The organism is Streptomyces sp. AC550_RSS872, from assembly GCF_019049285.1.
GTDB lineage: Bacteria > Actinomycetota > Actinomycetes > Streptomycetales > Streptomycetaceae > Streptomyces.
Genome location: NZ_JAGMUL010000014.1, coordinates 199,502 through 219,366, shown reverse-complemented (window position 1 = coordinate 219,366; position 19,865 = coordinate 199,502). Strand labels below are relative to the sequence as shown.

Sequence of the window (19,865 nt, the reverse complement as noted above, 5' to 3'; positions counted from 1 at the left end):
GTTGCGTCTGGACCAACGGCGCCAACGGGCGTCGTACGGGTTCGGGAGCCGCCATACCTACGGGTCCGGTGCGGGTGGTTCCGGTGGGAGGACCCAATCATCCAGCTCGGGGCGGCCGTTGGAGCGCGGCCGGGTGAGCAGGCGGGCGACGTAGTCATAAAAAGCCGGAACACTGCCGGCCCTCTCCGGCTCCTGGGTGAGCATGAACCGGGCCCACACGCACTTCGCGTACGGCTCCTGCCGGTACCGTTCCTAAGGACTGAGCGGGAGTGAGTCCTGTTGCCAGGACGCATGCTCAGCCGCGTGCCCCGAACGGTGCTGGGCACACTGGTCCCCCGCTTTCGCTCCGTATCCAGCGCCAGCGGATCGTGTCCGTGGTCCGGGAATACGGGGGCGGGCTCCCTCACGCCCCAGGGCCACCGGCCCGGCCTGGACGGTCCGATGCCCCACACGATCACTCCGGTCGTGTGGGGGCGGTGCCGTCCGTCGCCGGATCGGATGCCCCAGGGCGCGCCTTCCGATCGCCACCGCTGCCGCGTGGTGGCGAGTTGTCTTCCTGTTCTTGCCGGTGAGGGGTTTCTGCCAATGCTGGGCACCCCACCGGGAGGTGTAGGCCGGGTCGACGGCGACGACCGGGATGCCGAGTTCGGCGGCCATCGACGTCAGCCGGGCCCGCAGCCTGGCCACGGGCATGCCGGAGATCAGCTGGCGGAAGCGTTTGCGGCGCCCGTGCTTCTCCCGGGTCTTCTCCGCGGTGAAGTCCAGGTCCTCGACGGCGATGGCCAGGTTGTGGCGCTGGGCGAAGTGCAGCAGCCGGATCAGGGCGTGGCGGACCTGGGCGTCCCGGTGCTGGGCGGTGCCGGACAGGTCGTAGTCGAACCGGTGTGGGGCGCCGACCGGGTTGCCGTGGACGTCGAGCCGCCAGGCGGCCAGATGGTCGGCATTGGTGTCGACGCCGACGAGTCCGTCGGCCCGTGCCTGGGCCAGGGGCACGGTCTTGACCGGCGGGATCTGCCAGGAGGCGGTCAGGTACCAGCGGCCGCGCTGGACGTCCTCGTGGATGCGATAGGCCACAGCACGGTTCGCGGTGGTGCGGTCCGCCCACTCCTGGCCCCGGTGGTGGAAGACAACCCGGGCAGCGAGCACGTACCGACCGTGCTTGCTGTTGGCCAAGTGGGCGAGCGGCGCGGGCAGTTTGATGCTCGCCTCGCCCTCTGGCGTGACCCGGATCGTCTCGTTGCCGAACCGCTTCCCGGCCTCGCCGTCAGCCTGGAGGAACCGGCGCTCCGTTTCCCACCGACGGCGCCAGACCTCCTCGCTCGGCCTGGCCTGGTCGAGGTTGTGCCGGGTGTTCAGTAGCCGCTTGCCGCCCCGTACGACCCGCACCCGCCCGGCCTCGCGGTCCGCCTGCTCAGCCTGAAGACGGTCGGCCAGCACGTGCAGGCGGCGGGACTTGGCGTGCCACTCCTGCCGGGTGCGGTACCCGCCCGGCGCCCGTCTGGTCCCTGGCTCACCCACCGGCAGCGACAACCGGTGCGCGATCGTGCGCACACCGGCCTCAAGGCCCTTCACGTGCGCCGCCTGGGCGCGCCGGGCCAGCCCCCACTGATCGTGCGTGGCCTTCGTGATCGACCCGGCCCACCTCGAGGACGAATCCCCCGTCAGGGCCCGCTTACGCACCGCCCACGCGTCCGCATCGTGCAGGAGTCCGGCAGCACACCGGGCCCTGAGATCCCGCCCGGCCAGTGTGCCGAGATGGTCGCCGACCAGCCTGAGCACCTTCTCGTCCCGGGGCGTGAGGTGCTTGAGCCGGGCACGGACCGCGACGCCGGACGGACCGAGGGCGACAAACGGTGCTGCCACCTCACGCAGCCCGCCCATCCCCTCTCACCCCCAACCCAGTGCCGAAGATCCCCGTCACCACACCCAACGAGCATCTCCCAAATGGGTCACGCATTCGGGTCAAGAACTTCCGTTCCCCTGAATTCGTGCGCACCGCGGCCGCACTGCTCACTCACTCGTGCACACTCCAACGCGCTCAAACACGGTCGGTCATCAGCAGTTCCCAACCCCCAGGAGTCGGCCAGCCCCGCCACGAGCGTGAGTCCGCGTCCGCTCTCTTCGTCGGGGCCGGAGGCGTGGGGTTGGGGGAGTCTGTTCCGGTCGGGGTCGGCCACTTCCAGGACCAGCTCCGGGCCCAGGTGGGTGAGCGTGACCTTTACCTCGGCGTAGGAGACCCGGCAGTGGGTCACGGCGTTGGTGACGAGTTCGTTCGCCAACAAGGTGACGTCGTCGGCCAGTTCGTCCGTGACGCCCCAGTCCGCGAGGGCCTTGCGGATGTGTTGACGGGCGGTTGGTACGTGTCGCCTGTGCTTGGGGATGCGGAAGGTTTCGGTTGCGGGCATGGGGGTGCTGTACCTCCCTGAAGGAAGACACATCGTGACCGAGGTCGTAAGCCCCTTCTGGAAGTCGTCGTACTCGGGACAGGAGAACGCCTGCGTCGAGGTCGCCGAAACAGCCCCCGGCGGCCGAGCCGTCCGCGACAGCAAGCAGCAGGACGGCCCCCTCCTCACCGTCTCCCGCGACGGCTGGCAGGCCTTCATTCGGCAGTTCGGATAGTCGGGCAGGCGGCACGCGCCAGCAATTGCTTGTACCGTACAGGCGTAAGCTCGCCCCCATGGTTGAGCACCGCATGATCGACGTGAACGGCATCCGGCTGCACATCGCGGAGGAGGGCGAGGGCCCGCTCGTCGTGCTGCTGCACGGCTTTCCCGAGTCCTGGCATTCCTGGCGCCACCAGTTCGGCCCGCTGGCCGCCGCCGGGTTCCGGGTGGTCGCTCCCGATCAGCGGGGGTACGGCCTCAGTGATCACCCGGAGAGCGTGGACGCGTACAGCATCCTCCACCTCGTCGGGGACGTGATCGGGCTGATCCACGCCCTGGGTGAGGAGGAGGCGTTCGTCGTCGGACACGACTGGGGCGCACCGGTGGCCTGGCACACCGCGCTGCTGCGGCCCGACGTGGTGCGTGGCGTGGCGGGGCTGAGTGTGCCGCCGCCGTTCCGCGGGGAACGTCCGCCGCTCGCTGCCATGCAGGAGCAGTTCGGCGGGCGGTTCTACTGGAACTACTTCGAGCGGCCCGGGGTCGCCGACGCCGAGTTCGCCCTGGACACACGCACCGCCCTGCGCAAGCTGTTCTACTCCGCCTCCGGTGACGCCCCCGGCGCCGGACGCCCGGAGCAGGCCCTGGTGGCCGACCCGGAGCAGGGTTGGCTCGCCGGCATGACCGACCCCGAGGTGCTGCCGGACTGGCTCACCGAGGAGGACCTGGATGAGCTCACGGAGAGCTACGCCAAGGGGTTCACCGGCGCCCTGAACTGGTACCGCAACCTCGACCGCAACTGGGAGCTGACCGCCGCCTGGCATGGCGCGGTCGTAAGCGCGCCCGCGCTGTACATGTACGGCGACCGTGACCTGGTGCCGGCCTTTCCGGGTACGCCGGAACTCATCGCGAAGCTCCCGGAGTTGATGCCCAACCTGCGCGCCGAGCCGATCCTCCTGCCGGGCTGCGGCCACTGGACCCAGCAGGAGCGGCCCGAGGAAGTGAACGCCGCGCTGATCGAGTTCCTGGCGGGGCTGCGGGGGTGACCGGTGTAGGGCCGAGTGTGACCGCTTGGCTTGTTCTTTATGCTCCGGCTTCGAACGAGGCCCCGAAGATGATCGCCCGGACAGGCAATCGTCGGACGTGAAGAACAAGCTCAGTGAGTCGTGAGTGCCTCGTCAGTCAGGCCCAGGTGCCGTCGGAAGGCGTCGCGCCCCTGGTCCGTGAGCCGCACGACGCGGGAGCCTTCGGCCGGCACGAGCCAGGACTCCTGAACCGCGTGGTGGAATACGGCCGCGGCGACCGCGCCCGCCAGATGCAAGCGCCGCTCCGTCCAGTCCAGGCACGTGCGTACGTGTGGTGCCGTTTCCTGGGTGATGCCCGTGTCCGTGAGCCATGCGGCACCCGAGGGAGTAAGGACCGGGCCGGACTCCCAGTCCAGAAATCCCTGTTCGGTCATCGCGTCGGTGATCGCCACGGACAAGGAGCCGCCGAGATGGTCGTAGCAGATGCGGGCGAAGGCCACGGCACGGTGCTGGCGGGCGGCAACGAGTGAGCGGACCGGGACGAGCTGCTGCGGTGCCCGGGCGGCAAGGGCTTCGATCATCTCGGCGATGGCGGGGTCCGCCAGGCGCACATAGCGGTGCCGGCCCTTGCGCTCCTCGGCCAGCAGGCCGCCGGTCACCAGCCGGTTCAGGTGGCTGGTCGCTGTGGACCGTGCAATCCCCGCGAGCTGTGCCAGTTCCGTCGCTGTCCATGCGCGGCCGTCGAGCAGCGCGAGGCAGAAGGCGGCACGGGTGCGGTCGGCCAGCAGCGCCCCCAGGGCGGCGAGGTCCGGTTCCTTGGCGTAGATATCGGGGCTGAGCACAGCACCATTGTCGTCAGCCGATGCTTCGACGCTCATCGAAACGTCCTGCCCCTAGCGTCTTGAGGCATGACGACTGACGCCCACCGAGTGGTCCGGCCGAGCATCCTCTACTTCGGCACGCCCGTGGTCCTGCTGACCACCGAGAACGATGACGGCACGTTCAACCTTGCCCCGATCTCCTCCGCCTGGGCACTGGGACAGCACATCGTCCTGGGCCTGGGCAGTGAGAGCCAGACCGCGAGCAACCTCGCGGCGCGCTCCGAGCTGGTGATCAACGTTGCCTCGCCAGAGCTGTGGGAGCAGGTGGAGCGTTTGGCACCGCTCACCGGGGCCAACCCGGTGCCCGAGAGCAAGCGGGCGGTGTACCGATACGAGCCCGACAAGTTCGCCGCGTCCGGGCTCACCCCGGCCGATTCCCACATCGTGAAGCCGCCGCGGGTCGCCGAGTGCGCGATGCAGTTGGAGGCGCGGGCCCGTGCACTGACGCCGGGCGGAGCGGGTCTTTTCCTCAGCGTCGAGTGCGATGTGCTGCGCGTCCACGCCGACGAGCGCATCGTCGTGCCGGGCACGCACCACATCGACCCCGCTCTCTGGAGCCCGCTCATCTACAACTTCCGCCACTATCACGGTCTGGCACCGGAGGTCGGGTACGGCTTCCGCTCGGAAACGGTAAACACGACGACCCGTGCTGCATGACAGCCCCTCGGCGTCGGAACCGCATCCACCCCCAACCGGCCACCCGCTCCGCGTGGATCGACCGTGACGGCGAACTCCCCCTCACCGAAGGCACGTTGATCCGGCTCCAGGTCGACCACCTGCCTGGCGGCGGAGATCCGCGCCCCCGAGGCGGCGGACCGGTGGACGTGGCTGATCATCACCGCCCACACCCACCTCCGGCTCGCCAGGACGCTCGCCGAGGACCTTCGTCGCCCCTGGAAGAAGCCCGCCGAGCCGACCCGGCTTACCCCGGCCCGCGTCCGCCGGGGGGTGTCGGAACCTCCGCGCGCACTTGCCCTGCCCGGCCCGTGCGCCGAAACCCAACCGGCCCGGCCCCCGGCACCGGCACCGGCACCGGCACCGGCACCGGCACCGGACAAGCGTACGTATGACGAGGGGCGCCCGGCGAGTGCCGGGCGCCCCTCAACGGCGTACGTGTGTGATCAGAGCTTCTCGATCACGTAGTCGATGCACTTCGTCAGCGCCTCGATGTCAGCCGGGTCGATCGCCGGGAACATCGCCACGCGCAGCTGGTTGCGGCCGAGCTTGCGGTAGGGCTCGGTGTCGACGATGCCGTTGGCGCGGAGGGTCTTGGCGACGGCGGCGGCGTCGATCTCGTCCGAGAAGTCGATCGTGCCGATGACCTGGGAGCGCTTGGCCGGGTCCGTGACGAACGGGCTGGCGTACTTGATGTCCTCGGCCCAGCCGTACAGCGTGCGGGCGGAGGTGGCCGTGCGGCGGACTGCCCAGTCGAGGCCGCCCTGGCCGTTGATCCACTCCAGCTGCTGGTTCAGCAGGAAGAGGGTGGCGAGGGCCGGGGTGTTGTACGTCTGGTTCTTGCGGGAGTTGTCGATCGCCGTCGGGAGCGAGAAGAACTCCGGGACGTGGCGGCCGGACGCGTGGACGCGCTCGGCGCGCTCGATGGCGGCCGGGGAGAAGACGCCGATCCACAGGCCGCCGTCGGAGGCGAAGGACTTCTGCGGGGCGAAGTAGTACACGTCGGTCTCGGAGACGTCGACCGGGAGGCCGCCGGCGCCCGACGTCGCGTCTACCAGGACCAGGGAGCCCTCGTCCGCGCCGGCCACGCGCTTGATCGGCATGGCGACACCGGTCGAGGTCTCGTTGTGCGTGAAGGCGTAGACGTCGACGCCCGCCTCGGCCTCCGGCTGCGGGTGCGTGCCGGGGTCGGAGGCGATGACGGTGGGCTCGGCCAGCCAGGGGGCCAGCTTGGCGGCCTTCGCGAACTTCGAGCTGAACTCGCCGAAGTTCAGGTGCTGCGACTTGTTCTCGATCAGGCCGTGCGTCGCGACGTCCCAGAAGGCCGTCGAGCCTCCGTTGCCGAGGATGACCTCGTAGCCCTCGGGGAGTTGGAACAGCTCGCGGATGCCCTCACGCACCTGGCCGACCAGGTTCTTGACCGGGGCCTGGCGGTGGGAGGTGCCGAGGAGGGAGGCGCCGGTCGCGGCCAGCGCGTCCAGCGCTTCCGTCCGCACCTTGGAGGGGCCCGCGCCGAAACGTCCGTCGGCGGGCTTGATGTCAGCGGGAATCTGGATCTCAGCCACGGGGCGAGCGTAGCTGTTTCGGGAAACCTGGGTGAAACCTCGTCCGTCGGGTGAGACGGCGTTTCGGCTGGCGTCGGAGCCGGGGGCCGCCGCCCCCAGACCCCCGCTTCGGCCCTGAAGGGGCCTTGTCCTCAAACGCCGGACGGGCTGAGTTCGCCCTACGTCGGCTGGTTTGCTGGAGGGATGAAGGATCTCGAAGCCGCGCTGCGTACCGCCGTCCAGGGTGAGGTCCGGTTCGACGTCGCCGCCCGGGCGCTGGTCACCATGGACGCCTCCAACTACCGGCGTGTCCCACTGGGTGTGGTCGCACCACATGATGCCGAGGACGTGGCGGCCGTACTGGAGGTGTGCCGCGACCACATGGTGCCCGTCGTGGCCCGTGGTGGAGGCACATCCATCGCCGGTCAGGCCACCGGCACGGGCGTCGTCCTGGACTTCACCCGGCACATGAACAAGGTCGTGTCGCTGGACCCCGAGACCCGTACCGCCGTCGTCCAGCCCGGCCTCGTCCTCGACCGCCTCCAGGACGCCGCCGCCCCGCATGGTCTCCGCTTCGGCCCCGACCCCTCCACCCACAGCCGCTGCACGCTCGGCGGAATGATCGGCAACAACTCGTGCGGCTCGCACTCGGTGGCGTGGGGGACGACCGCGGACAGTGTGCGGGAGCTGGACGTGATCACCGCGCGGGGGGAGCGGCTGCGGCTCGGGCAGGAGTGGGCCGGTGCGCCGGACGGGCTGCGGGAGCTGGTGGAGGGGGAGCTCGCCCGGCTGCGGACCGGCTTTCCCGAGCTGCCCCGCCGTATCTCCGGATACGCGCTCGACGCCCTGCTGCCCGAGAACGGCGCCGATGTCGCCCGTTCCTTCTGCGGGAGCGAGGGCACCCTCGGGATCCTGACCGAGGCGGTCGTACGGCTGGTTCAGGCGCCACGCGCGCGTGCGCTCGCCGTGCTGGCGTACCCCGAGGAGAGCGCGGCGGCGGAGGCGGCCGCCGGGCTGCTGCCGTACGGGCCGCTCACGGTGGAGGGCATGGCGGCCGACCTGGTGCCCTCGCCGACCGCGCTGCCGGCGGGCGGCGCCTGGCTGTTCGTCGAGACGGGCGGGGAGTCCGAGAAGGAGGCACGCGCGCGTGCGGAGGCGATCGTGCGGGCCGCCGATGTCGTCGACGCCCTGGTCGTCACCGACCCGGCCGGGCAGCGGGCGCTGTGGCGCATCCGGGAGGACGCGAGCGGCACGGCCACCCGGATGCCCGACGGGAGCGAGGCCTGGCCCGGCTGGGAGGACTGCGCCGTGCCGCCGGAGCGCCTCGGGGGGTATCTGCGGGACTTCCGCGCGCTGCTGACCGCCCACGGGCTGCGCGGCACGCCGTACGGGCACTTCGGCGACGGCTGCATCCACGTCCGCATCGACTTCGACCTGCTCACATCGGCGGGCATCGGCCGCTTCCGGCGCTTCTCGGAGGAGCTCGCCGAGGTCGTCGTGGCACACGGCGGCTCGCTGTCCGGGGAACACGGGGACGGGCAGGCGCGGGCCGAGCTGCTCCCGAAGATGTACGGGGAGGAGCTGGTCGCACTCTTCGAGCGGGCGAAGGGGGTGTGGGACCCCGACGATCTGCTCAACCCGGGCATGCTGGTGCGCCCGGCTCCGCTCGACTCCCACCTCCGCTTCTCCGTCCTGCCCCGCGAGCCGGTCGACGTCGCCTTCGGATACCCGGCCGACGGCGGCGACTTCTCGGCGGCCGTACGGCGCTGCGTCGGGGTCGCCAAGTGCCGTACGACCTCGGCGAGCGGCTCCGGCGTCATGTGCCCGTCCTTCCGGGCCACCGGCGAGGAGGAGCACTCCACGCGCGGGCGTGCCCGGCTGCTGCACGAGATGCTCGCCGGGGAACTGGTGACCGACGGGTGGCGTTCGCCGGAGGTGAGAGACGCGCTGGATCTGTGCCTTGCCTGCAAGGGGTGCCGGTCCGACTGCCCGGTCGAGGTCGACATGGCCACGTACAAGGCGGAGTTCCTGCACCACCACTACGAGGGGCGGCGCCGCCCGGCCGCGCACCACAGCATGGGGCGGCTGCCGGAGTGGCTGCGGCTCGTGGCACGCACGCGTACCGCCTCGCCGGTCAACGCCCTCGCCGCCGTACCGCCCTTGGCGTGGGCGGCGAAACGGCTCGGCGGGATCGCGCCGGAGCGGGAGATTCCGCGGCTGGCGACGCGGACGTTCAGCCGGTGGTGGGAGCGACGGCGCGCGAAGCCGGTCGAGGGCCTGCGTGCGGGCGGTGAGCTGGTCATTCTGTGGCCGGACACCTTCACCGAGCACCTCTCGCCGTCCGTGGGGCAGGCGGCCGTACGTGTGCTTGAGGCGGCCGGGCTGCGGGTGGCACTGCCGCCCACAGTGCGTATGAAGGCTCCCTCGGGGGACGAGGGAGCCGATGGGGGAGTGGCGGTGGCCATGGACCCGGTTTCGCTGCTCCGGGGCCGGGGGCGGGTCTGCTGCGGGCTGACGTACGTCTCCACGGGGCAGCTCGACCGTGCCCGCGCGGTGCTGCGCCGCACGCTCGACCTGATGGAGCCGGTGCTGGCGACGGCCGCCCCGGTCGTCGTCCTGGAGCCGAGCTGCGCGGCGGCCCTCCGCTCGGACCTGCCGGAGCTGCTGCACGACGATCCACGGGCCCGCCGCCTGGCCGACCGTGTCCTGACCTTCGCGGAGGCCTTGGCGCGGCTCGCTCCCGACTGGGCGCCGCCCCGCGTGGACCGGCCGGCGGTCGGGCAGACGCACTGCCATCAGCATGCGGTGCTCGGCGACACAGCGGACCGCCGACTGCGCGCGGCCGCGGGGCTGAACGGGGAGCTGAGCGGGGGCTGCTGCGGCCTCGCGGGCAACTTCGGGTTCGAGAAGGGGCACTTCGAGGTGTCGGTGGCCTGTGCGGAGGAGCAGTTGCTGCCGGGGGTGCGGGCGGCGGTGGAGGGGGCCGTGGTGCTGGCCGACGGGTTCTCGTGCCGGACGCAGTTGGAGCAGCTGGCGGGGGTGCGGGGGCGGCATCTTGCGGAGGTGCTGGCGGAAGCACTGGGGGAAGGGCTGGGGGAAGGGCTGGGGGAAGAACTGGGGGAGCAGTGACGCACGAGCCGTGGCGGGTGGCCGTTCTCTCCGACACCCACGGGGTGCTGCCCGTCCTGGAGGCGGTGCTCGCCGAGCCGGAGGTGGCCGATGCCGAGTGCGTCGTGCTCACCGGGGACAGCACGGCCGGTCCTCTGCCCGCCGAGGTGCTCGACCTGCTGCGCGAGCAGGATGGGCGCGTGGGGGCGTTCGGGCGCCGGGACGGGCGGGAGACGGGGTCGTGAGCGGACCGGATCAGCCGTTCGGCCGAGCCCTGCCCGGTGCGCTGGGCCGGAGGCATCACCCAGCCCGCGAACCCGCGTCGACTGTGCTGGACTGGCCTCAGCCGTCCTGAGCCGCGCGCCACTAGGAGCCCTGACCGTGCCCCTGCCCCTCCGCGTCCAGACCATCACCCGCGCCGAACACCTGGCGTTCGTCGCGGCCCGTCCGTCCGCCAGCCATATGCAGGTGCCTTCCTGGGGCGAGGTGAAGCCCGACTGGCGGGCGGAGAGCCTGGGGTGGTTCGACGAGGAGCAGGGCGGGCGGCTGGTCGGGGCCGGGCTCGTGCTCCAGCGGCCGCTGCCGAAGCTGAAGAGGTACCTGGCGTATCTGCCGGAGGGGCCGCTGATCGACTGGTACGCGCCCGACCTCGCCGAGCGGTGGCTCGCGCCGATGCTCGCGTATCTCAAGGGCAGGGGAGCCTTCTCGGTGAAGATGGGCCCGCCCGTCGTCGTACGCCGCTGGAGCGCGGAGGCGGTGAAGGCCGCCATCGCCGATCCGGCCGCCCGGCGGCTGCGCGACGCCGAGCCGACGTCCTGCGATCAGCGTGCCCTCGACATCGCCGAAGCGTTGCGGGGCGCCGGCTGGCGGCAGGCCGAGCCGGGGGGCGAGGAGGGCTTCGCCGCGGGACAGCCGCGGTATGTCTGCCAAGTGCCCTTCGCCGGGCGGTCGTTGGGCGACCTCCAGCGCGGCCTCAACCAGCAGTGGCGGCGCAACATCAAGAAGGCCGACAAGGCGGGCGTGAAGGTGGTGCGGGGCGGGCCTGAGGATCTGCCCGTCTTCTACGACCTCTACGCCGAGACCGCCGAGCGGGACCGTTTCATCCCGCGCCCGCTGCCCTACTTCCAGCGCATGTGGGCCGCGCTCACCGCCGAACACCCCGACCGCATGCGGCTCTACCTCGCCCACCACGACGGCGAGACCCTCGCCGCCGCCACGATGCTGATGGTCGGCACACATGTGTGGTACTCCTACGGCGCCTCCACCAGCCGCAGGCGCGAGGTCCAGCCCAACAACGCCATGCAGTGGCGCATGATGACCGACGCCCACGCACTCGGCGCCGCCGTCTACGACTTCCGCGGCATCACCGACACGCTGGAGGAGTCCAACCATCTGCTGGGCCTGCTGCGGTTCAAGGTGGGGGCGGGGGGTGAGGCGGTGGAGTACCTGGGGGAGTGGGACTTCCCGCTGAACCGGCTGCTGCACAAGGCGCTGGATCTGTACATGGCGCGTCGGTAGTCCGGCTGGGCAAGGGCTGTTCGAGGTCTGCCCGTCCAAACTCTGGGACAGTCGTGTAATGGGTTCACACACCTGACGGGGTCTACTACCCTGGACCAGGTAGTACAGCACGATGAACGCAGTGCTGAACGGCGAACGCATGGAAACCCGCCCGCCCCGCCCTCCCCGTCCACCCGAGTCGAGCCCTGGAACGCCCGTGAGCATCCCCGACGCCGCTGCCACACCCGCACCGACCCGCGCCCGGGCCGTCTCCGAGCCGACGGCCGGCGGCCCGCGCCGCTGGGGTTCCCTCGGTCCAGTGGGTCTCGTGCTCGCCGGAGGGATCTCGGTGCAGTTCGGCGGCGCGCTCGCGGTCAGCCTGATGCCGCGGGCCGGTGCGCTCGGCGTGGTGGCGCTGCGGCTGCTGGTGGCGGCCGTCGTCCTGCTGCTGGTCTGCCGTCCCCGGCTGCGCGGCCACTCCCGTACCGACTGGGGCACGGTGATCGTCTTCGGTGTCACCATGGCGGCGATGAACGGCCTCTTCTACCAGTCGGTCGCCCGCATCCCGCTGGGTGCCGCGGTCACCCTGGAGGTGCTGGGCCCGCTCGCCCTCTCCGTCCTGTCGTCCCGCCGCGCGGTCAACTTCATCTGGGCCGGACTCGCCCTCGCCGGGGTCTTCCTCTTGGGCGGCGGAGGCTTCGACAGTCTGGACCCCCTGGGTGTCGCTTTTGCCCTGGGCGCCGGCGCCATGTGGGCGGCCTACATAATCTTCAGCGCCCGTACGGGTCGACGCTTCCCGCAGGCCGACGGGCTGGCGCTCGCCATGGCGGTGGGGGCCGTACTGTTCCTGCCCCTGGGCATCGCCGAATCGGGCACGAAGCTGCTCGATCCGGTGACCGTCGGACTGGGCGCGGCCGTCGCCGTCCTCTCCTCGGTCCTCCCCTACACCCTCGAACTCCTCGCCCTGCGCCGCCTGCCCGCAGCCACCTTCGCCATCCTGATGAGCCTCGAACCGGCCATCGCCGCAACGGCAGGCTTCCTCATCCTCGACCAGGCCCTCTCCGCCCCCCAGGCCCTGGCCATCGCCCTGGTCATCGCGGCGAGCATGGGGGCGGTGCGGACACAGGTGGGGCGCGGGAAGACGAAGCCCGTCGCCAACGGCTAGGGGGTGTTTCGAAAGTCCTGTGCGGCGCCCGCGGTGTCCGGTGCGTGCTCTCGGCGCGCCGGACGAAAGCCCTCGTACTGGACGTACTTGGGGTTTCGGCCGGTGTGGCGAGAGTGCGTGCCGGGCGCCGTGGGTGCTGTGCGGGACTCTCGAAACACCCCCTAGCGCCCGGCGGGCGACGTTCGGGCTCCAGTGCATCAGCCGAGCTCTAACGCATCAGCAGCCCCTGGACGGAAAGCCCATGGTTGACGCGCAGCCGGTGCAGCTCCCACAGGCCCACCGCGGTCACCGAGGCCGGGGCGCCGAGCACGAGCAGGATCCGGACCGGTACCGGGACGCCCGCGTAGGCGCCCGTGAACAGGTCGACCAGGGCCATCTCCCACACCATCGTCATGGCCAGCAGCGGCGGCAGCGTCTCGTGGATGTCGGCGGTGCGGAAGACATGGGTGAGCGCCAGGCCCACGCCCCAGAGGATGAAGGGCAGCACCCAGACGAAGACGACCGCGAGGACGACGACCGTGACGACGGTCATCGCCGGACCGGTCGCGAAACGGCCCTCGGCGAAGCCGGTGAGCACGATCACCGGGAACACGAACACCGCTGCCATGAGCGCCACGATCGCGCCGAAACACTTGGCTGAACGGCGCAGCAGCTCGCGCCGGGCGGCCTCCGGCACCAGGGCGAGCAGGATGCCGACGGCGACCGGGAACGTCACGGACAGCATCAGGACGCTGATCCAGGACTGGTCGGTGCGGTCGTCGACGACGTCCCCGATGGAGTCCGCGATCTTGTAGGTGACCGACATCCACGCCACCGAGGCCAGACCCACCAAGGTACGGATCTTCTGCATGCGGGCCACCGCGTGGTCCTGGACGATGCCCGGCCTGGACGGCTTGAACACCCTGCGCGCGGTGTGGATGGGCCCGATCCGCCGCCACAGCCGCATGAAGGGCCCGGGCGGCGCGGGCACCGGCGGGCCCGGGTGCGGCGGGTGCGGGTACGGCGGGCCCGGGTACGGGTGTGGCGGGTTGGGGTGTGGCACGTAGGGGTGCGGGCCGGGGGGCGGTTGGCCCCCGAACGGCGGGGCGGGCTGGGGCGGGTACGGACCCGGATGCGGCGGAAACTGCTGCTGCCGGTGTGGGTCGTAGGGCGGCTGCCCGCCCGGGTTCCAGTTGCTCATCCCTGTGTTTCCCCCGATGGGTGAGAGGCGCGTCGCGGATGCGACAGGCGCGGCGGCCGAGTGTATTGATCGCACGCCCCACCCACACCCACAACTTCCCTGAGGGCACCCTCCTCAATTAATGCAAGCATGCTTGCTTGTTTTCCTTGCCGCTGCCATGCTCCTCACCACGCCGTGCCAGAGGGGAGCGCACCGTGTCCGATCCGACGCCCGTGTTCGACGATCTGCGCGAGGAGAGTGAGGAACTCGACCGGCTGGTCGCCGAGTTGGACGCCGATCAGTGGGGGCGCGCGACTCCGGCGCCCGGCTGGACCGTCGCCCACCAGATCGCACACCTCGCCTGGACGGACCATTCGGCGCTGCTGGCGGTGACCGACGTGGACGCCTTCCACACGCTGGTGGAGAAGGCGCTGGTGACGCCGGGGTCGTTCGTCGATGAGGGGGCGGAGGAGGGGGCCGGTCTTCCCTCCGCCGAGCTGCTGGCGCGGTGGCGTGAAGGGCGGGCCGCGCTCGACACGGCGTTGCGCGAGGCGCCCCATGGGGTCCGCTTCCCTTGGTACGGCCCGCCCATGTCCGCCGTCTCCATGGCCACGGCCCGACTTATGGAGACCTGGGCGCATGGTCTGGACGTGGCCGATGCTCTGGGTGTGGTCCGCACACCCACCGATCGGCTGAGGCATGTGGTGTGGATCGGGGTACGGACGAGGGACTTCGCCTTCGGTGTGCACGGACTCCCCGTGCCGCTCGACGACTTCCGGGTCGAACTCGTCTCGCCCTCCGGTGAAGTGTGGACATACGGCCCCGAGGACGCCCCGCAGCGCGTGACCGGCCCGGCGCTGGACTTCTGTCTCCTGGTCACCCAGCGCGCCCACCGCTCCGATCTCGCCCTGCGCGCCGAAGGCCCCGACGCGGACCGCTGGTTCGACATCGCCCAGGTCTTCGCGGGACCGCCCGGCGAGGGCCGTACGCCGAAGAGGGCCGCACAGTGACGACCGCTCCGCGTCCGCTGCGCATAGGCAACGCCTCCGGCTTCTACGGCGACCGCTTCGACGCCATGCGCGAGATGCTCACCGGCGGCGAACTGGACGTCCTCACCGGCGACTACCTCGCCGAGCTGACCATGCTGATCCTCGGCCGGGACCGGCTGAAGGACCCGGACGCCGGATACGCCCGCACCTTTCTGCACCAGCTGGAGGAGTGCCTCGGGCTCGCCCACGAGCGGGGCGTCAGGATCGTCGCCAACGCCGGCGGGCTCAACCCGGCGGGACTCGCCGAGGCCGTGCGCAAGCTCGCGGACCGGCTCGGCATCCCCGTGCGCGTCGCCCATGTGGAGGGCGACGACCTCAAGGACCGGTATCCCGACAGCCTCGCCGCCCACGCCTACCTCGGCGGCTTCGGCATCGCGGCCTGTCTGCGCGAGGGCGCCGACGTGGTGGTGACCGGGCGGGTGACCGACGCGGCCCTGGTGACGGGGCCCGCGGCCGCGCACTACGGGTGGGGGCCCGGGGAGTACAACCGGCTCGCGGGTGCCGTCGTCGCCGGGCATGTGCTGGAGTGCGGGGCCCAGGCGACGGGCGGCAACTACGCGTTCTTCGACGAGGCCGGCACCACCCGCCCCGGCTTCCCGCTCGCCGAGCTCCACGAGGACGGCACCTGCGTCATCACCAAGCATCCCGGCACCGGCGGTCTGGTCGACGTCGGCACGGTGACGGCCCAGCTGCTGTACGAGACGGCGGGTGCCCGGTACGCGGGACCGGATGTCACCGCCCGGCTGGACACCGTACGACTCACCCAGGACGGCCCCGACCGGGTGCGGATCGACTGCGTACGGGGCGAGGCCCCGCCCCCGACCCTGAAGGCCGGCGTGAACCGCCTCGGTGGCTTCCGCAACGAGGTCGTCTTCGTCCTGACCGGGCTGGAGATCGAGGCCAAGGCCGCTCTCGTGCGGCGGCAGATGAGCGACACCTTCATCAAGTCACGGCCCGCCGAGGTGCGTTGGGACCTGGTGCGCACGGACCGGCCCGACGCCCCATCGGAGGAGACCGCGAGCGCGCTGCTCAGGCTGGTCGTACGGGACCCGGCCCAGGAGAAGGTCGGACGGGTGCTGAGCGGGGCGGCGGTGGAGCTGGCCCTCGCCAGCTATCCCGGCTTCCATGTGCTCGCGCCACCCGAAAAGGGCTCGCCCTATGGGGTCTTCGAGGGTGTGTACGTCCCCCATGGTTCCGTCGACCATATGGCCGTCCTCCATGACGGTCGACGACTCCCTGTGAAACCGGCCCACGACACCGCCGTACTCCACGACGTTCCGGAGCCGCCGCTGCCGGAGCCGCTGCCGGCCGGACCCACGCGACGCGCTCCCCTCGGTCTTGTCGCGGGGGCCCGCAGCGGGGACAAGGGCGGGAACGCCAACGTCGGTGTCTGGGTGCGGACGGACGACGCCTGGCGCTGGCTGGCGCACGAGCTCACCGTCGACCGGTTCCGGCAGCTGATCCCCGAGAGCCGGGAGCTCAAGGTCAGCCGGCACGTCCTGCCCAACCTCCGCGCCCTCAACTTCGTCGTCGAGGGCATCCTCGGCGAGGGCGTCGCCGCCCAGCACCGCTTCGACCCGCAGGCCAAGGCACTCGGCGAATGGCTGCGCAGCCGCCACCTCGACATCCCGGAGGTCCTCCTGTGACCGTCCTCGCCTCCTCCCTGGACCCGAAGAGCCCCGAACACGCGGCCAACCGCGAGGCCATGCTCACCAAGCTCGCCGAACTCGACGCCGAGCACGCCAAGGCCGTCGCGGGCGGCGGGGAGAAGTACGTCGCACGCCACCGGCGGCGCGGCAAGCTCCTCGCCCGTGAGCGCGTCGAGCTGCTCCTCGACCCCGACACGCCCTTCCTGGAGCTGTCGCCGCTGGCCGCCTGGGGCAGCGACCACACGGTCGGCGCCTCCCTCGTCACCGGCATCGGGGTCGTCGAGGGGGTGGAGTGCCTGATCACCGCCAACGACCCCACCGTGCGCGGGGGAGCGAGCAACCCGTGGTCGCTGAAGAAGGCCCTGCGGGCCAACGACATCGCCCTCGCCAACCGGCTGCCCGTCATCAACCTCGTCGAGTCGGGCGGTGCCGACCTGCCCTCCCAGAAGGAGATCTTCATCCCCGGAGGCGCCGTCTTCCGGGACCTGACACGGCTGTCGGCGGCCGGTATCCCCACCGTCGCGGTCGTGTTCGGCAACTCGACGGCCGGCGGAGCGTACGTCCCCGGCATGTCCGACCACGTGATCATGGTCAAGGAGCGTGCCAAGGTGTTCCTCGGCGGTCCGCCCCTGGTGAAGATGGCCACCGGCGAGGAGAGCGACGACGAGTCGCTGGGCGGCGCGGAGATGCACGCGCGCGTGTCGGGTCTCGCCGACTACTTCGCCGTCGACGAACCGGACGCCCTGCGCCAGGCACGCCGCGTGGTCGCCCGCCTCAACCACCGCAAGGCGTACGCCGATCCGGGCCCGGCCGCCCCGCCCGAGTACGACGAGGACGAACTCCTCGGTATCGTCCCCGGCGATCTGCGCACCCCCTTCGACCCGCGCGAGGTCGTCGCCCGCATCGTCGACGCCTCCGACTTCGACGAGTTCAAGCCGATGTACGGAACAAGCCTGGTGACGGGCTGGGCGGCCCTGCACGGCTATCCGGTCGGCGTGCTGGCGAACGCCCAAGGGGTTCTGTTCAGCGAGGAGTCCCAGAAGGCGGCCCAGTTCATCCAGCTCGCCAACCAGCGCGACATCCCCCTGCTGTTCCTGCACAACACCACCGGGTACATGGTCGGCAGCCGGTACGAGCAGGGCGGCATCATCAAGCACGGCGCGATGATGATCAACGCGGTCGGCAACAGCCGCGTGCCCCATCTCTCCGTCCTCATGGGAGCGTCGTACGGCGCCGGCCACTACGGCATGTGCGGGCGCGCCTACGACCCCCGCTTCCTCTTCGCCTGGCCCAGCGCCAAGTCGGCCGTCATGGGCCCCCAGCAGCTCGCCGGAGTGCTCTCGATCGTCGCCCGGCAGTCGGCGGCCGCCAAGGGACAGCCGTACGACGAGGACGGGGACGCCGCCCTGCGCGCCATGGTGGAGCAGCAGATCGAGTCGGAGTCGCTGCCCATGTTCCTGTCCGGGCGGCTCTACGACGACGGCGTCATAGATCCGCGCGACACCCGCACGGTCCTCGGTATGTGTCTGTCCGCCATCCACACGGCGCCTTACGAGGGCGCGCGCGGTGGCTTCGGCGTCTTCCGGATGTGAGGGATCACCAGTGATCACTTCTGTGCTCGTGGCCAACCGGGGCGAGATCGCGTGCCGAGTCTTCCGCACCTGCGGTGAGTTGGGAATCCGGACGGTCGCCGTGTACTCGGACGCCGACGCGAAGGCCCTCCACGCGCGCGTGGCCGACGCGGCGGTACGACTGCCGGGGGCGGCGCCCTCCGACACGTATCTGCGCGGCGACCTCATCGTGAAGGCGGCGCTCGCGTCCGGCGCGGACGCCGTGCACCCCGGCTACGGCTTCCTGTCCGAGAACGCCGACTTCGCCCGCGCGGTGCTCGACGCGGGCCTCGTCTGGATCGGCCCGCCTCCGGAGGCGATCGAGGCCATGGCGTCCAAGACGCGGGCGAAGGAGCTGATGGGCCTCGCGCCCCTGGGCGAGGTCGCCGACACCGATCTCCCCGTCCTGGTCAAGGCGGCCGCGGGTGGCGGCGGGCGCGGAATGCGTGTCGTGCGCCGGCTGGAGGAGCTGAACGCCGCCCTGGAAAGCGCGCGCACCGAGGCCGCGAGCGCCTTCGGTGACGGCGAGGTGTTCGTCGAGCCGTACGTCGAGAACGGCCGCCACGTCGAGGTACAGATCCTCGCCGACACCCACGGCACGGTGTGGGCGCTCGGCACCCGGGACTGCTCCCTCCAGCGCCGCCACCAGAAAGTGATCGAGGAGGCGCCGGCACCCGGACTCTCCGAGCAGCTCACGGACGAACTGCACGCGCTGGCCGTGCGCGCCGCCCGCGCCGTCGACTACGTCGGTGCCGGCACCGTCGAGTTCCTGGTGGCCGACGAGAAGGCGCACTTCCTGGAGATGAACACCCGCCTCCAGGTGGAACACCCGGTGACGGAAGCGGTCTTCGGCCTCGACCTGGTAGCGGAGCAGCTGAGCGTCGCCGAAGGCCGGGCCCTGCCCGCCGACCCGCCACGCGCGCGTGGCCACGCGATCGAAGCCCGCCTCTACGCCGAGGACCCGGCCCGCGACTGGGCCCCGCAGACCGGCACCCTGCACCGTTTCGCCGTCCCCGACGGCGTCCGCCTGGACACCGGCTTCACCGACGGCGACGAGATCGGCGTCCACTACGACCCGATGCTCGCCAAGCTCGTAGCGCACGCCCCCACGCGCGCGGCCGCGATCCGCAGACTCGCCGGCGCCCTGGAGCGTGCGACGATCCACGGCCCCCTCACCAACCGGGACCTCCTCGTCCGCTCCCTGCGCCACGAGGAGTTCACGTCCGCCCGCATGGACACCGGCTTCTACGACCGCCACCGCACCGACCTCACCGAGCCGACCCCCGACCCGTACGCCCCCCTGGCCGCCGCCCTCGCCGACGCCCACGGCCGCTCCCGCTTCGGCGGCTGGCGCAACGTTCCGTCACAGCCGCAGACCAAGCGGTACGCGGTGGCGGGCGAGGAGGTCGAGACCCGTTACCGGCACACGCGCCCGGGCGGCCTGGCGGCCGACGGGGTATGGGTCGTACACGCCGACGCACGTCTCGTTGTCCTCGAAGTGGACGGCGTACGAAGGAACTTCGAGGTCGCGAGGTACGGCGACGAGATCCACGTGAACACCACACGCCTCACCGCACTACCCCGTTTCCCCGCCCCGACGGCCCAGCACGCGCCGGGCTCCCTCCTGGCCCCCATGCCGGGGACGGTCGTCCGCGTCGCCGGAGGACTGGCCGTAGGAGCGGCTGTGCGGGCCGGACAGCCCCTGCTGTGGCTGGAGGCGATGAAGATGCAGCACAAGGTCGTGGCGCCGTCCACAGGCACGCTGAGCGCCTTGCATGCCGTACCTGGCCAGCAGGTAACGGTCGGTGCATTGCTGGCGGTAGTGCAAGAACCCTAGGGGCGCGGGGCTGTACCAATATGCGGCTCCGCCGCGTGAGCGCGAGCAACCACACACAACCCGCAC

The 19,865-nt window shown here is 71.3% G+C and carries 15 protein-coding genes and 2 pseudogenes; 12 read left to right on the top strand and 5 right to left on the bottom strand.

Translation table 11 applies throughout. The annotated features are described in order from the left end of the window. Nucleotides 1–252: 252 nt before the first annotated feature. Nucleotides 253–1,881, bottom strand: coding sequence for an IS200/IS605 family accessory protein TnpB-related protein (locus KUM44_RS05905; protein ID WP_254389075.1), 1,629 nt, complete (start codon nucleotides 1,879–1,881; stop codon nucleotides 253–255). Between the two features lie 68 nt (nucleotides 1,882–1,949). Beyond that, nucleotides 1,950–2,405 carry an ATP-binding protein gene (locus KUM44_RS05900; RefSeq protein ID WP_217206665.1) on the bottom strand — a complete coding sequence of 152 codons (456 nt, stop codon included), beginning with the start codon at nucleotides 2,403–2,405 and terminating at the stop codon, nucleotides 1,950–1,952. 34 nt (nucleotides 2,406–2,439) lie between these two features. Here KUM44_RS05900 and KUM44_RS05895 point away from each other — a divergent pair, with 34 nt between their 5' ends. Next, nucleotides 2,440–2,619 carry a DUF397 domain-containing protein gene (locus tag KUM44_RS05895; protein ID WP_217206664.1) on the top strand — a complete coding sequence of 60 codons (180 nt, stop codon included), beginning with the start codon at nucleotides 2,440–2,442 and terminating at the stop codon, nucleotides 2,617–2,619. A 58-nt stretch (nucleotides 2,620–2,677) separates the two neighbouring features. Further along, nucleotides 2,678–3,646 (top strand): alpha/beta fold hydrolase, encoded by a 969-nt coding sequence (locus tag KUM44_RS05890; protein ID WP_217206663.1) that lies wholly within the window; start codon nucleotides 2,678–2,680, stop codon nucleotides 3,644–3,646. 110 nt (nucleotides 3,647–3,756) lie between these two features. Here the strand turns inward: KUM44_RS05890 and KUM44_RS05885 are convergent, their stop codons facing one another. Beyond that, nucleotides 3,757–4,467 carry an ArsR/SmtB family transcription factor gene (locus tag KUM44_RS05885; RefSeq protein WP_374202015.1) on the bottom strand — a complete coding sequence of 237 codons (711 nt, stop codon included), beginning with the start codon at nucleotides 4,465–4,467 and terminating at the stop codon, nucleotides 3,757–3,759. A 66-nt stretch (nucleotides 4,468–4,533) separates the two neighbouring features. On the opposite strand from KUM44_RS05885, the gene KUM44_RS05880 reads away from it, so the two are divergent. Together KUM44_RS05880 and KUM44_RS45100 are read left to right on the top strand one after the other, a co-directional pair. Continuing rightward, nucleotides 4,534–5,163, top strand: a complete 630-nt coding sequence (locus tag KUM44_RS05880) for a flavin reductase family protein (protein WP_217206661.1) — start codon at nucleotides 4,534–4,536, stop codon at nucleotides 5,161–5,163. A 17-nt stretch (nucleotides 5,164–5,180) separates the two neighbouring features. Continuing rightward, a pseudogene (locus KUM44_RS45100) lies at nucleotides 5,181–5,521 on the top strand (transposase); the annotation flags it as partial. Nucleotides 5,522–5,627: 106 nt separating this feature from the next. Here KUM44_RS45100 and serC read toward each other — a convergent pair. Beyond that, complete coding sequence (serC, locus tag KUM44_RS05875) at nucleotides 5,628–6,746, bottom strand: phosphoserine transaminase (protein WP_217206660.1); 1,119 nt, start codon at nucleotides 6,744–6,746, stop codon at nucleotides 5,628–5,630. A gap of 183 nt (nucleotides 6,747–6,929) precedes the next feature. Here serC and KUM44_RS05870 point away from each other — a divergent pair, with 183 nt between their 5' ends. From KUM44_RS05870 to KUM44_RS05855, 4 genes and pseudogenes are all read left to right on the top strand, one after another. Further along, on the top strand, nucleotides 6,930–9,854 hold the full coding sequence (locus KUM44_RS05870) for an FAD-binding and (Fe-S)-binding domain-containing protein (RefSeq protein WP_217206659.1): 2,925 nt from the start codon (nucleotides 6,930–6,932) through the stop codon (nucleotides 9,852–9,854). Then, nucleotides 9,851–10,036, top strand: a pseudogene (locus tag KUM44_RS47110) (metallophosphoesterase); the annotation flags it as partial. The gene KUM44_RS05870 and the pseudogene KUM44_RS47110, both read left to right, overlap by 4 nt. A 184-nt stretch (nucleotides 10,037–10,220) precedes the next feature. Beyond that, entirely contained in the window at nucleotides 10,221–11,351 is a 1,131-nt protein-coding gene (locus tag KUM44_RS05860; protein WP_217206767.1) for a peptidoglycan bridge formation glycyltransferase FemA/FemB family protein, read from the top strand. Between the two features lie 196 nt (nucleotides 11,352–11,547). Further along, nucleotides 11,548–12,495, top strand: a complete 948-nt coding sequence (locus KUM44_RS05855; RefSeq protein WP_217206658.1) for a DMT family transporter — start codon at nucleotides 11,548–11,550, stop codon at nucleotides 12,493–12,495. A gap of 208 nt (nucleotides 12,496–12,703) precedes the next feature. Here the strand turns inward: KUM44_RS05855 and KUM44_RS05850 are convergent, their stop codons facing one another. Beyond that, complete coding sequence (locus KUM44_RS05850; protein ID WP_308402497.1) at nucleotides 12,704–13,465, bottom strand: hypothetical protein; 762 nt, start codon at nucleotides 13,463–13,465, stop codon at nucleotides 12,704–12,706. 404 nt (nucleotides 13,466–13,869) lie between these two features. Between KUM44_RS05850 and KUM44_RS05845 the strand changes: the two genes are divergently transcribed. From KUM44_RS05845 to KUM44_RS05830, 4 genes are read left to right on the top strand one after another with little or no spacing between them, the layout of a single operon-like run. Continuing rightward, nucleotides 13,870–14,664: a TIGR03084 family metal-binding protein gene (locus KUM44_RS05845; protein ID WP_217206657.1), complete on the top strand. Its 795-nt coding sequence runs from the start codon at nucleotides 13,870–13,872 to the stop codon at nucleotides 14,662–14,664. Further along, nucleotides 14,661–16,349 (top strand): acyclic terpene utilization AtuA family protein, encoded by a 1,689-nt coding sequence (locus KUM44_RS05840; RefSeq protein WP_217206656.1) that lies wholly within the window; start codon nucleotides 14,661–14,663, stop codon nucleotides 16,347–16,349. The genes KUM44_RS05845 and KUM44_RS05840 overlap by 4 nt, the downstream gene beginning before the upstream one ends. Beyond that, on the top strand, nucleotides 16,346–17,944 hold the full coding sequence (locus KUM44_RS05835) for an acyl-CoA carboxylase subunit beta (protein ID WP_217206655.1): 1,599 nt from the start codon (nucleotides 16,346–16,348) through the stop codon (nucleotides 17,942–17,944). The genes KUM44_RS05840 and KUM44_RS05835 overlap by 4 nt, the downstream gene beginning before the upstream one ends. A 10-nt stretch (nucleotides 17,945–17,954) precedes the next feature. Beyond that, a complete protein-coding gene (locus tag KUM44_RS05830; RefSeq protein ID WP_217206654.1) occupies nucleotides 17,955–19,799 on the top strand; it encodes a biotin carboxylase N-terminal domain-containing protein in 1,845 nt (614 codons plus the stop codon). Nucleotides 19,800–19,865: the final 66 nt, after the last annotated feature.

Bases quoted from the DNA above. Each gene is read 5' to 3' on its own strand.
- KUM44_RS05900 (WP_217206665.1), bottom strand. From the start codon at position 2,405: ATGCCCGCAACCGAAACCTTCCGCATCCCCAAGCACAGGCGACACGTA.
- KUM44_RS05905 (WP_254389075.1), bottom strand. From the start codon at position 1,881: ATGGGCGGGCTGCGTGAGGTGGCAGCACCGTTTGTCGCCCTCGGTCCG.
- KUM44_RS05880 (WP_217206661.1), top strand. From the start codon at position 4,534: ATGACGACTGACGCCCACCGAGTGGTCCGGCCGAGCATCCTCTACTTC.
- KUM44_RS05870 (WP_217206659.1), top strand. From the start codon at position 6,930: ATGAAGGATCTCGAAGCCGCGCTGCGTACCGCCGTCCAGGGTGAGGTC.
- KUM44_RS05890 (WP_217206663.1), top strand. From the start codon at position 2,678: ATGGTTGAGCACCGCATGATCGACGTGAACGGCATCCGGCTGCACATC.